A 12256-nucleotide genomic window follows, 5' to 3' on the forward strand; every position below is an offset into this window, starting at 1 on the left:
CGGTCACCTTTCGGCGGCGGTGGTACCGGGACGGCGGCGCCGCCCCGCGGTCTCGAACAACGGCAGGTGGCCTGGCACTTCGTAAGGCAGCCTGAACGCGGCGGCGGCCTCGTCCAGGTCGCACAGGTCGCACAGAATGCGCTCGGTGTCCCGCAGGCTGCCGGGCGGGGAGCCCTGGCCGTAACTGTGGTCGAGCCAGTCCCGGTTGAGCGCGGCGAGGTTGCGCCAGGCGGCGGCGAGCTCGGCGGCGGGTGGCCGGCGGACCACCCCGCCGCCGACGGTGTCGGCGACGAGGTCGGCGAAGCCGTAGGACACAGGTCCCTGAGACGCAAGGGAAATGCGGGTGCGGAAGCAGAGCCCGGCGGTGTAGCGGGCGGCAGCCTGGACGTAGAGCGGGGCCGCACGCTGGGCGAACCGGTCGGGTGGTGGGGGCACCGGCCAGAGCGGGTTGGCGAAGCCGGGCCGGGCAAGGTGGTCGTACTCCTCGACCAGCCGCCGCAGCTCACCTGCCAGGGCTGCGGAGGGCGCGTACGGCTCCAGGTACACGCTGAGCACGGTGGGCTGGGGCATCCGCGCCAGCTCGTGCCACAGGGGTTCCCAGGACCGGTCCTCGGGCAGCAGAGGGGACACGGCGAAGCAGACCTGCCGCCCCGTGTCGCGCCTCGAGCACGGCGCCCAGTCCAGCCGCTTGCGCACCTCGAAACTGCCCCGGCCGTCCAGCGGGCCGGGCACAAGCCGATTGCTGATCTCGTGCTCGTCGAGCACCGGCTCGGCCAGTACATGCGCGGGCGCGGCGGCGAGCCGGTCCCGCAGCCGCACCGCTGCCTGCTCGGCCAACCGGGGGTCTGGGTCCTGCACCCGGCCCAGCAGGGTGCAGGACACCAGCCGGGTCGCCGGGTCGTTGCTGAACCGCAGTTCCCAGCGGGCGTGCGACTCGGTGTTCCACTGGCCCGCGAGCCAGGCGCGCTCGCGGGCGGTGGTCTGCGTGCGCCGCTGGGGCTCGGCCACGTCGGCGTACGCGCGGGTGTCGGCCAGCTTCGGGGCGGGGCCCACGTGCAGGCCGACCCACGCCCAGCTCATCTGTGCCGAGCTCTCCAGCAGCACGCCAGGAGTGGTCACGGCGTCTGGGGTCCCGGCGTGGCGTGCCGTCCGGTGTCCGGCGGCACCGCCTGCTGGTAGCCCCCGGGCGCCGGCGCGCTGGCGAACTCTCCGTCCTCCACGACCGGCATGCCGTAGGGAAAGCCGTACTGCTCGGGCACCTGGAGGCCGTCCACGGCCACGATCAGGCCTTCACGGCAGGCGGCGTGCACGGCCTCGCGCATGGCCCGCGCCCGCTCGGCGCGCAGCATGGCGATCTCCGGGTCGTTGTGGCCGGCCATGCCACGCACGATACCGACCAGGAACTGGCCGATCAGCGTGCTCCCACGCCGCGAGCGCCACATCAGCCAGCCCAGGTAGATGCTGGTGCCGTAGCTGAACACCGAGACGTACACCCGGAAATCGCCCTCGGTGACGACCAGCCGGTTGCTGTGGTGCAGGGGACCGAACCCGGTGCGGATGCGCCGCGCGCCGCCGCCGACGGGCAGCTGGCGCTCCCGCAGCGTGCCCGCGATCTGGCTGTACACGGCAGGCGCGAACTCGGCGCGATCGGCCAACAGCACCCGCCATTCGGAGATCGGTTCGGGCAGCTTGGTCAACAGCACCACCAGGAAGAAGGCCAGGACGGCCAGCAGGGTGCCGATCGTGTAGAGCACAGCGGAAGCGCCCAGCCCGGAGCTGCTGAGCCGGCTGGACGACACGCTGCCCAGGCCGACCAGGAAGGCGATCAGCGCGAACACCAGCCATACCGCGCCCGAGGCCACGGCCGCGCGCGCCCAGAGCCGGAACACGACCCGCCAGCTCACGGTGTCGTCCAGGGACAGGTCCATCGGCCGATGCCGCAGGGTCTTGTCCAGGTAGGCGGCGTTGCCGTCGCCCCCTCGCCAGCCCGGCATGGGCTGGGCTTGCTCTTCGATCACGGCGGGTCCTTCCCAGGGGCGGCGTACAACCACTGGGAAAGTAGCGATCACCTTCTGTTCCGTTATTGAACTCGCACGCATTCACCCTGATGTCGTAATGGGATCCTGATGAATAGGGACTTGCGTGATCAACAGGGTCACCCCGGTGCAGGGCTATCACCTCGGTCGCGATGGACACGGCGGTCTTTTCCGGGGTGGCCGCGCCCAGGTCCAGCCCGGCAGCTCCGCCAAGAACCGCGATAGGGCTACCTCTCGGTGAAGTCCGGTTCCCCTGCCTGCATGCTGCCCGACTGGCTCCAAGCCCGGCGGTCGTGTGCCGCCCGCCCTTGTTCGAAACAAACGCGAGCAGTCCCTCTCGTCGAAGGTATCTGCCCGTGGTCACCCTACGTGGAGACTTCGTCTTCTCGGCGTCGGTGGATCACGACATTCGCCGTCCGGCGGTTCGCTGCACCGACCACCATGCGAGACATCCGGACGAGGGAGCACATGGTCGTCAGTCTGGGTGGTTCGGCGGTGCTGACCGCAATCGATCACCGGGTCACAGAGGTTGCGAGTTTCGGTAAAGATCATCTCGAGGCTGACGCCGGCAGCGACCGGATGACCGTTGGGCGACATGCCACGACCACGAGCGACCCTGCAAAACGCGCGCTCCTGCCGACGTGCGCGCGTTGACGCGGGAACCCCGACACCTCCCGTCGAGGCGTGAGTTCCCCGGACCCGGCCCGACTCGAACGCGCTGCCACCCTCACCATGCGACGGGCAGGACGCACCCTTACCGGGTAGACGCGCCTCGGGCGAGCTCTCCGTGATGGTAGGTCGGAGGCCTAGCCTCAGCGACCGAGTTTCGTCCCGTAGTGATTCGCACGCCCATGCCGCTGATCGAGCGTTCACGTCCTGTCATGGCTCCCCTCTGTGTCAAGCAGGCGAGGAGGCCGCTGTCCTATCCTTATGGTTGGCAAGTTCGGGAAGTGACTGATCCGAAGTGTTGACCACGGGCTTCTGCTATGTGGCGTCAAGGGTTGTTGGTGTGTGGGTGTTGCTGGAGTGTGCGGAAGAGTTGGCGGGCGATGATCCGTTTGAGGCAGCGTTTGATCTCGCGGCGGGTTTTGCCTTCGGCCAGTCGGCGGGTGATGTAGGCGCAGGTTGCGGGGTCGATCCGGCTGCGGGTCAGGAGGATGGTGCGGAGCGCCCGGTTGAGCTGGCGATCGCCGCCTCGGTTGAGGCGGTGGCGGTTGGTCAGGCCTGAGGAGGCGGGGATCGGTGCGGCGCCGGCGACGCTGGCGAACGCGGCTTCGGAGCGAAGCCTGCCGTGGTGGAACCAGCTGATCAGGATTTGTGCGGCGCTGAGGGTCCCCACGCCGGACAGTTGTGCCAGCTCGGGGTGGACGTCGTTGACCAGGCGTGCGATGTCGCGTTCGAGTTCGGAGCAATGCTTGAGACCTGTGGATCGGCCGGTGAAGGGCGTACCTTCCCGGTGATCGAGTAGAGGTCTCAAACAAGCCGACGTTGGCGCGTCGGTTGGGAAGGCACGCCCATGCTCACCGTAGTCTCCGACCCCGCATCCGAGAACAACGACCAGCCGGCCACCGCCGGCGAGGCGTCGTTGATCGACCAGATCGTGCGGGAAGGCGCCCGGCGAATGCTGGCCGAAGCCCTGCGATCCGAGGTCGACGCCTACATCGCCGCGTTCACCGACCAGCGCGACGAGCAGGGCCACCGTCTGGTCGTCCGCAACGGCTACCACCAGCCCCGTGAGGTGCTCACCAGCGCCGGAGCCATCAAGGTGACCGCGCCGCGGGTCAACGACAAGCGCATCGACCCGGACACCGGCGAGCGGAAGCGGTTCACCTCGGCGATCCTGCCGGCGTGGGCACGCAAAACCCCGAAGATCACCGAGGTGCTGCCGCTGCTCTACCTGCACGGCCTGTCCAGCGGGGACTTCGTGCCCGCGCTGGGCCAGTTCCTCGGCTCCGCCAACGGCCTGTCCGCAGCGGTGATCACAAAGCTGACCGAGCAGTGGAAAGCCGAACAACGTGCCTTCGCCGAACGGGATCTGTCCGGTGCCGACTACGTCTACTTGTGGGCCGATGGCATCCACGTCAACATCCGACTGGAGGAGCACAAGCTCTGCCTGCTGGTGATGATCGGTGTCCGAGCCGACGGTCGCAAGGAGCTGGTCGCGCTGGCCGACGGGTACCGGGAATCGACCGAGTCATGGGCCGACCTGCTGCGCGACTGCGCCCGACGGGGCATGGTCGCGCCGGTACTGGCGGTCGGTGACGGAGCGCTGGGGTTCTGGGGTGCGTTACGCGAGGTCTTCCCGGCAACACGGGCGCAGAGGTGCTGGTTTCACAAGATCGCCAATGTGTTGTCGGCCCTACCGAAGACCGCGTACCCGGGAGCGAAGAAAGCACTGGCGGAGATCTGGAACGCCGAGGACCGCCGACATGCCCTGGACGCAGTCAAAGCCTTCGACGCTGCCTATGGCGCGAAGTTCCCCAAGGCAGTCGCCAAGATTGCCGACGATGTCGAGGAATTGCTGGCGTTCTACGAGTTCCCGGCCGAGCACTGGATTCACCTGCGCACGACCAACCCGATCGAGTCAACTTTCGCCACCGTGCGGCACCGCACGAAGGTCACTAAGGGCCCCGGTTCCCGGGCTGCGGGGTTGGCGATGGCGTTCAAGCTGATCGAGCCGGCCCAGGCCCGCTGGCGCGCGGTCAACGCGCCCCACCTGGTCGCGCTTGTCCGCGCCGGAGCCCACTTCGAACGCGGCATCCTTGTTGAGCGAGGCGACCAACAGGTCGCCTGATCACGAAACGGCTGTTCAGATATGGATCATCCTGCCCGGCAGTACTACAACCCCAGCCTCACGGCCAGCGAAGAACGCACGCTCCTGCGCCGCAACTACCTGCTACTCCAAACCGGCCAGGCCGCGCTCGGTCTCATCGGGCCCGACATGCTCGCCATCGCCGTTGAGGCACAGCCGGAGGCTATCGTGCTGCACTTCGCCGTCGCTGCCCACACCACCGAGATCGACGAGGACATCAACGACATCGCCTTCGAACTCGATGCGCTACTGGGCGGCGGGCCCGAACAAAGCTCCGGGATCACCACCCAGATCCACCTCGGCCAGCCCGACAACACCTGGCCAGGCGGCGCGCACGCCCTGCTCTACTGCGCGAAACCCGCGTCCGGGTAAGCCAGATCCGCAGGTATTGACAATTTCTCCGAGTTCGTTCGCCTCGGCCTTGAGTGCTTGGATGCGGTGGAGCGCATCGCCCGGAAGGTGGTCCGGTGCTCGATATCTTGGGCGGGTCGGTCTCGTAGTTTCGCGCAGTAGCTGATCTGGGCGTCGCTGGTTTGACCGCGCAGTTCCGCGCGGAGGTTCTCGGGTGCGGAGACGATCAGCACTTTGAGGTGGTTGATCGCGGCGGTGCGGGCGGAGACCGCCCCGCCTCGCGTGTTGAGCAGGACGCGCAGGGCGTCGCTTTTGCGGGCGCCGCGCCGCGGTGGACGCTTGGGGCGGCAGACTTCGACAACCCGTTCGTCTTATTCGGCGAGGAATGCGGTGAGTCCGGCGCCGTAGCTGGTTCCCTCGACGGCCCAGCACCGCCGGTCAGGCACCTGTGTTCGAGCGAAGTCCAGCAGTTGCTGATAGCCCACGGCGCTGGCCGGAGCGTCGGCATGTCCCAGCGTGGCGCCGACCGCGGTGACCGCGCCCGCGGCGAGGGTGTCGCGGTGGGTGTCGACGCCGATGACGCCTTCGAGCGACTCGAACAGCATGCTCACGCGATACCGTCCAGCAAACGACGTTGTCGATGGGCGTCGGCCGTGGCGGGCACCCAGGCGAAACTGTGACGAGTCACGCCGAGCGAAGCGGACGGGCTGCTTATCAGGCCACTGGGTGGGCCCGAACGGCTTGGGAGACGATTCATAGGCAAGGCACGTGCGAGAACGGCCAGTTCGTCAACGAGTCATCCCGCACCGCCGGACCATCCTGACAGCGTCCTGCGGCGGCGAGTATTTTCGCCGCCGACACCCTCGAACGGCAGGGCCACGCCCACCATGCGCTCGGCGACTGGCACGCGGCGAGGGACGCCTGGTCGCGGGCGTTGGCGATGTACCGGCGGCAGCACCGCGACGCGGCGACGACGCGACTGCTCCGGTTGGTACAGACTCCAGCGACGTAATCACGGTGGTCGAGCAGCGTCGGTTGCCACACCAGGTGCAGCGGGCGGTCCGCGCCGCGCACGGCGGCAGCCGGCCTGAAGTCGCCTGAGCGGCAAGGCGACGGTGTGTCGGCTGCGCGCGGCTCGTACCGGCCGTGTGCCTGCCCTTCCTCGCTACCAGCCAGATCGAGCGGCTCAGCTGCACGGGCTTCCGTTGAGGGTGAAGGCGGCGGGGTTGGTGTCGTTGGCCGCCCAGGTGCCCTGGAGGCCGAACTGGACGTTGCCACCGGCGGCGATGGTCGCGTTGTAGCTCACGTTCGTGGCGGTGACGGCCTGGCCGTTCTGCGTGATGGTGGCGTTCCAGGCGTTGGTGATCTTCTGATCGCCGGGGAAGCTCCACCTGAGCGACCAGCCGTTGACCGCGCTGACGCCGATGTTGGTGACGGTCAGGTTCGCGGACAACCCCCCGCCCCACTCGTTCCTCACGTAGGAAACCTGGCACGTCCCGCCCCCGGTCGAGCCGCCGCCAACGGTCCAGGTGAACGACGCGGACCCGGACGCGCTGGTCGGGTCGGTGGCCGTGACCGTCACGTTGGACGTGCCCGCGGTGGTCGGCGTGCCGGTGATCAGACCGGCGGCGGAGTCGATCGACAGACCAGCGGGCAGGCCGGTCGCGCGGTAGGTGAGCGCCTGTCCGGACGCCGAGTCGGTGGCGCGGATCTGGACCGAGCTGATCGGGGTGCCGGCGACGGCGGTCTGGTTGCCCGGGTTGGTGACGGTGATCGTGTTGCCGCTGCCGGAGTTGCCATCCAGACCCATGAAGTGGATGGCGTAGGCGGCCATCCCGGAACCCTGGATCGGCAGCTGGTGCCCGGCGCCGACGATGCTGTACGCCTCGACCTGTGTCATGCCGGAGCTGTTGTTGTAGCGCGTCCTGTTCCATTTGGCGACCGGCGTGTCGGTGGACGACGGGGTCTGGCTCACCCCGAGGACGTTCGTCCACTGTTTGATTTCTTCGCCGAGATTGTTGTAGTTCAGCGTGGTGTCCGCCGTCCCGTGCCACAGCTGCATACGGGGGCGCGGCCCGGTGTAGCCGGGATCGGCGTTGCGCACCAGGTCGCCCCACTGCTGCGGCGTCATCGAGACCTGACCTCCGGCGCAGGGACCGTTCCAGCCCTTGACCGAGTTGGTGTAGAAGCAGTGGTAGGGCACGCCCATGAACGCTGCGCCGGCCTTGAACACGTCCGGGTAGTCGGCGGCCATGACGTTGGTCATCATGCCGCCCGACGACTCACCGGTGACGTACAGGGCGTTCGGGTTGCCGCTGTAGTGCTGCTCGGTGTAGGTGATCATCGACATCAGGCCGACCGGGTCGCTGCCGCCGTTGCGCGTCAGTGCCTGGTTCGAGGAGACGTCCCAGCAACTGCCGCCGGGGTTCGTCGACGGGTAGATGACGATGAACCCGTACTGGTCGGCCAGCGACCCGAAATCGGTGCTGGAGTAGAGGTAGGGCCCTGATCCCTGACAGCCGTGCAGTGCCAGCAGGATCGGCGGATTCGGTTTGACCTTGTTCGGCACGTACAGGTACATCTGCAGGCCGCTGGGATTGTTGCCGAAGTTCGTGATCTGGGTCAGTGAGGCGGCGGCGGCCTGGGGAGCAGCCTGCACGCTCAAGCCCGCGCTGGCAGCGATCGCGAGGACCGAGCCGAGAATCCAGGATTTCCGGGACCGCGACCTGAACATGGGACCTCCTCGTCCGAAACCAGCGGCCTGACAGCGCAAACGCGGCATCGTCCTGCTGTCCACCAGTGACGGCACGCGAATTCAGGGAATGTTCGTCCGGCGCGCCGCGACAGGTCAAGAGTCTGGTGGGTCGACGTTCGATGTGGCTCACGTTCCCCGGCCCGACCTGGTATTTCCTTGTCCACCCGAAGCTGCGCACCCGCCGGCTGACCTGAAAGTTGCATCCGTGCCCGTCGCGGCCCGCGGGTCGGTGTCGTTCGGCTTCCAGGGCGCCTGTCCGAGTTCGTGCGAACCACCCGCCGTGAAATTTCCGCGGATACACTCAGTTCAGGCCCAGATGAAGAACTTCAAGATCCTCCGCGGCCCAGCACCCCGAGCGGGGTCCGCGACGTCGGCTGGGAGCGGGCGACGGCCGACCCGGCCCGTCCCCGTCCTGCGTCTACCGGACACAGGGGCGGGCGCGGAGCCGATGACCCGTCAACGGGTCCCGCCCTGGATGTACGGCGTGATCGCGTCGACATTCGACTTGTCCACGAAGCCGGGGCCGGTCTGCACCGGCTTGCCGCCGCCGAGGGTGTTCCCGTTCTGCGTGTACAGCTTGAGGATCACGATCGGCAGGTAACCCTGCTCGTACTGCTGCTGGTCGACGGCGAAGAGGATGTCCCCGCTCTTGATGCCCGACACCACCTCGTTGTTGAGGTCGAACGTGGCGACCTGGGCCTTCGAGCTCGCCTCCTTCGCCGCGCTGTACGCGCGCGCCGCGATCTGCGAGTTCAGGGTGAGGACCGCGTCGATCGACGGGTTCGCCTGGAGCGCGCCGCGGATGCGCGCCTGGACGTCGTTCGGGTTGTTGATGTCGACCTGCAGCGTGGTCGCGTGGCCGAAGCTCTGCTTCGCACCGTCGCAGCGCTGGTTCTGGCCGATGTTCCCGGCTTCATGGATCACGCACAGCAGGTGCGTCTTGCCCGCGTTCTTCAGCCGCTGTCCCGCGCCCTGCCCGGCGAGTCCTTCGCTCTGCCCGACGTGTGCGATGGCGCCGAACGCCACGCTGGAGTCCTCGCCCGAGTTGATCGTGACGACCGGGATGCCCGCCTTGACCGCATTCTGCACCGACGTCTGCAGTGCCTGCGGATTCGCCATCGAGACCACCAGCCCGCCGACCCTCTGGGCGACGGCGTTGTCGATCAGCTTGGCCTGGGAGAGGGGGTCGCCGTCGGAGTAGTAGGTCACGCTGACGTCCAGGTCCTTCCCTGCCTGGAAAGCGCCGTTCTGCACCACGTTCCAGAACGCATCCCCCAGGCTGCCGTGCGTGACGACCGCGACCTTCAGCTTCCCACCGCTCGGACCCGGCACGCCGGCGGTGGCGGGCTGCTCCGCCTCCGGGCCGCTGCACGCGGTGAGAACCAGGGCGGCCAACGCGGCGACACCGGCCAGGCGCCTCGTGAACGATTGCACAGTCACTCCTTCGGAACCATGAAAATGTTTTCGGCGTCAGGAAACCGTCCGCGCGGAATGTCGAAGGGGGCAAATCAACGATCGGCGCGGTCCGTAAGGGCGCTCTATCTTCTAGCCTCCGTCACAGCCGGAGTCAAGTGATTGCACGTCCTCACAGTTCACAGGGAACGTTCCTGGCGCACCGGTCCCATCGACGGTGCGAAATTCACGGCCTCACGTGGCCGCGTTCGCGATCGTGCAGCAGAATCCCGATGCCCAGGAGCTAAGAGATGTCTGGTAACCCGGTGAGCGGCCGGCCGGGCCGATAGTTGATCCTGTTGGTGTGGTTCAAGTGATCACAGCGTCGCGGCCGCAGTGGATTGCCTCGTTCACCGGGCTCGAACCGGGCCAGTTCCGCAAGCTTGTAAGCACCAGCGGCGCCGGCCGGGCGTGAGGCGTCGACGTAGATGAGGTGACAGTCCTCGGCGGCGCAGGTGTGAATGCGGTGTGCCAAGGGGGCGGTCAGCAGCTCGACGGCGTCCCGGGCGACGGTGGCCGCCAGGTGCGTGCCGGTGACCATTCCTTCGTCGTCACGCACGAAGAACCCGTGCGGCCGTCTCCGCGTCACGCCCCGTTGTTGCCTCGCCGGCTGAGTACGTCCGGCGTCCGATGGCGCCCAAGGAGCCACCGACCCTCGGCCTGTCACACTTGCAGTTCGAGACTCTGCTGACCGCCGCGCGGGAATCGACCAAGCCGTTCGACTTCGCGCTGGTGGCGATGCTCGGTTTGCTCGGTCTCCGAGTGTTTGAGGCGTGCGCCGCCGACATCGGCGAAGAACAGGGACACCGGGTGCTACGCGTGATCGGTAACGGCGGCAAGTCGTACTGGTGCCTCTGCCGCCGGCGGTCGGACGGGCGATCGATCGAGCCGTCAGGGACCGCGACCACGGCGCAATCCTGCTCAACCGACGAAGCGCACGCACGGACCGGCCCTGCGCAACCCGGCGACTGGCCGAAGCGTCAGTCGTGCGGCTTCCTCGGACGCACCCCGCACATGCTCCGTCACCACGATGCTCGATGCAGGCGTCGACCTGCGCGACGTCCAGATCGCAGCACGCCACGCCGACCCACGAACGACCATGCGCTACGACCGCGCCCGCAAGAAACCTCGACCGGCACCGAACTACATCCTGGCGGTGTACATGGCGTCTACGACCTGACACCCAACGCACTGTCTTGCCGACGAGCGTGCGTTCAGCTCTGCGAACTGGTGTCGCGCCGCTCGGTGATCCACCGGACCAAGGTTTCGACGTAGCCGGGTACCAGAGCGGTGCCACCGTGTACTTGTACGCGGTGGTCAGCATGGGGAAACAGCTCGACTGTCAGGGTTGCTCGCGGATGACGTTCGGCATGGCAGGCGGCCGCGGCGAACAGGCCAATGCTGTCCGCGACCGGAACCAGTTCGTCGGCGCCACCGAAGGACGCCAGGTGCGGACAACGCAAACGCAGCACGTCCGGAATCGGATTGTGGTCTTGTTTGCGCTTTGTGAACTCCCAGAGGCTCTCGTCGGTCTCTGACCAGTATTCGCCGAACAAATCTTCGACGGAGGCGGGGATCGAGAAAGACCCGACCAACCGCGTCGCTTCATCGAAGTCGGCGCCGCGCCGACCCGCTTCGACGAGTTGGTCGTACACGGCCAGGGTGACCTCGACGTCGTGGGGCGTGATCCCGGCGATCGACTGAAGGGCGGTGGCCAGCGCGTAACGGTCTTGAGCGGCGGGTGTCATGCCGGGGCAGCCGTTGGTGACCACCCAGGGCACGTTCCCCCGGGCCGCGGCGCGCAGAACGACCCAACCACCTTCGCTGTGCCCGAACAGGCCGGTGGTCTCGGCCTGGACGCCAGGCTGGCAGCGGAGGAAGTCCAGTGCGGCTGCAGCGTCAGCGGCGAAGTCGTCGATCGTTCCCGCGAGCCAGTCGCCGGAAGACGAGCCGACACCACGCTTGTCGTAAGAGAGCACGGCGAACCCGGCTTCCACGAGTCCTCGCTGGATTGGCGGGAAGAAGTTGTCGTTGGTGCGGTCCGACGGCCCGGAGCCACCGACCATGACCACCCCTGGAGCCGGGTCACGGCTGCCGGGACCGGCAAATGTTCCTGACAGCACCACGTCGACGCTGGGGAAAGTCACATCGCGAACGCGTTCACCGGTCACCATCTACCCAGTATCCGGGTGCCCAGCACGTCGCGCTCCCGCATCGCAGATCGCGCTGTCGCGTCGCCGATACCAGGGTGAGCAGGGCTTTGCTCCACCGGCGGGCGGCACCGTCCGTCTGAGCGGACGGCGCTTGCGCCCAACGTCCGCTCATGCCGCTGTCCGAGCGTTCAGGCTTCGCGCTGGTCCTGCCCGACGAACGGCCTGCTACCAGCCGGGTGGCAGGCCGGTGATCGCCGGCGTCAGTTCCTCGAAGGTACGGGCTTGCACTGCCACGTCCAGCCGGGTCTCGTACTCCCGCAAGGTGAGTGTGCCGCCGGCCATCGCGCGGTTCAGCCGGTCGAGCACGACCTGGCGGTGGGCGGGGGTGATGAGGTCGTCGGAGTGGGGGTCCGGTTTGCGGTCGCGCAGGGGTTCGTCGGGCGGCAAGGGGAGGTCGACCACCAGCTTCGCCAGCTCACGGGTCGTTGTCGCCGACCAGACCCCGACGGTCCGGGCCGCGTGCTCACCCCGAACGAGTCGTTCATCGGCCAGCGCCTGTTCGAGGTACTTGGCGACCCGGGCCCGGTCGACGTCGAGCGCCGGCGGGTCGGCGACCGTGGGCTCAACCACAACGGCCGGCCTGTCGGACTCCACCACCTGATCCCCACCGTGGCTGTCCGGCCGGCCGGCCTTTCGT

Annotated in this window: 13 protein-coding genes; 3 read left to right on the top strand and 10 right to left on the bottom strand. The window is 67.8% G+C overall.

Annotated features, from left to right (window positions below):
- Positions 1–3: 3 nt before the first annotated feature.
- From QRY02_RS23410 to QRY02_RS23420, 3 genes are all read right to left on the bottom strand, one after another.
- Positions 4–1119 carry a hypothetical protein gene (locus QRY02_RS23410; RefSeq protein WP_285993662.1) on the bottom strand — a complete coding sequence of 372 codons (1116 nt, stop codon included), beginning with the start codon at positions 1117–1119 and terminating at the stop codon, positions 4–6.
- On the bottom strand, positions 1116–2018 hold the full coding sequence (locus QRY02_RS23415; protein ID WP_285993663.1) for a hypothetical protein: 903 nt from the start codon (positions 2016–2018) through the stop codon (positions 1116–1118). Before QRY02_RS23415 ends, QRY02_RS23410 begins: the two co-directional genes overlap by 4 nt.
- A gap of 1012 nt (positions 2019–3030) precedes the next feature.
- Entirely contained in the window at positions 3031–3513 is a 483-nt protein-coding gene (locus QRY02_RS23420) for a transposase (RefSeq protein WP_285993664.1), read from the bottom strand.
- Between the two features lie 39 nt (positions 3514–3552).
- Between QRY02_RS23420 and QRY02_RS23425 the strand changes: the two genes are divergently transcribed.
- On the top strand, positions 3553–4830 hold the full coding sequence (locus QRY02_RS23425; protein WP_285993665.1) for an IS256 family transposase: 1278 nt from the start codon (positions 3553–3555) through the stop codon (positions 4828–4830).
- Positions 4831–4851: 21 nt separating this feature from the next.
- Positions 4852–5220 carry a hypothetical protein gene (locus QRY02_RS23430; protein WP_285993666.1) on the top strand — a complete coding sequence of 123 codons (369 nt, stop codon included), beginning with the start codon at positions 4852–4854 and terminating at the stop codon, positions 5218–5220.
- A gap of 350 nt (positions 5221–5570) precedes the next feature.
- Here QRY02_RS23430 and QRY02_RS23435 read toward each other — a convergent pair whose 3' ends face one another.
- The 5 genes from QRY02_RS23435 to QRY02_RS23455 all read right to left on the bottom strand — a co-directional run bounded on the left by QRY02_RS23435 (position 5571) and on the right by QRY02_RS23455 (position 10213).
- Positions 5571–5804: a hypothetical protein gene (locus QRY02_RS23435; protein WP_285993667.1), complete on the bottom strand. Its 234-nt coding sequence runs from the start codon at positions 5802–5804 to the stop codon at positions 5571–5573.
- 581 nt (positions 5805–6385) lie between these two features.
- Positions 6386–7933, bottom strand: a complete 1548-nt coding sequence (locus QRY02_RS23440) for an extracellular catalytic domain type 1 short-chain-length polyhydroxyalkanoate depolymerase (RefSeq protein WP_285993668.1) — start codon at positions 7931–7933, stop codon at positions 6386–6388.
- A gap of 477 nt (positions 7934–8410) precedes the next feature.
- Positions 8411–9388, bottom strand: coding sequence for a sugar ABC transporter substrate-binding protein (locus tag QRY02_RS23445; protein ID WP_285993669.1), 978 nt, complete (start codon positions 9386–9388; stop codon positions 8411–8413).
- A gap of 262 nt (positions 9389–9650) precedes the next feature.
- Entirely contained in the window at positions 9651–9965 is a 315-nt protein-coding gene (locus tag QRY02_RS23450; protein ID WP_285993670.1) for a CGNR zinc finger domain-containing protein, read from the bottom strand.
- 104 nt (positions 9966–10069) lie between these two features.
- Entirely contained in the window at positions 10070–10213 is a 144-nt protein-coding gene (locus QRY02_RS23455; RefSeq protein WP_285993671.1) for a hypothetical protein, read from the bottom strand.
- A 223-nt stretch (positions 10214–10436) separates the two neighbouring features.
- Here QRY02_RS23455 and QRY02_RS23460 point away from each other — a divergent pair, with 223 nt between their 5' ends.
- Positions 10437–10586, top strand: a complete 150-nt coding sequence (locus QRY02_RS23460) for a hypothetical protein (RefSeq protein ID WP_285993672.1) — start codon at positions 10437–10439, stop codon at positions 10584–10586.
- A gap of 34 nt (positions 10587–10620) precedes the next feature.
- Here the strand turns inward: QRY02_RS23460 and QRY02_RS23465 are convergent, their stop codons facing one another.
- Together QRY02_RS23465 and QRY02_RS23470 are read right to left on the bottom strand one after the other, a co-directional pair.
- On the bottom strand, positions 10621–11580 hold the full coding sequence (locus QRY02_RS23465) for an alpha/beta hydrolase family protein (protein WP_285993673.1): 960 nt from the start codon (positions 11578–11580) through the stop codon (positions 10621–10623).
- 204 nt (positions 11581–11784) lie between these two features.
- Positions 11785–12189 (bottom strand): DUF1707 SHOCT-like domain-containing protein, encoded by a 405-nt coding sequence (locus tag QRY02_RS23470; RefSeq protein ID WP_285993674.1) that lies wholly within the window; start codon positions 12187–12189, stop codon positions 11785–11787.
- Between the last annotated feature and the right edge of the window lie 67 nt (positions 12190–12256).

It is taken from the genome of Amycolatopsis sp. DG1A-15b, from assembly GCF_030285645.1.
Classification (GTDB): Bacteria; Actinomycetota; Actinomycetes; order Mycobacteriales; family Pseudonocardiaceae; genus Amycolatopsis.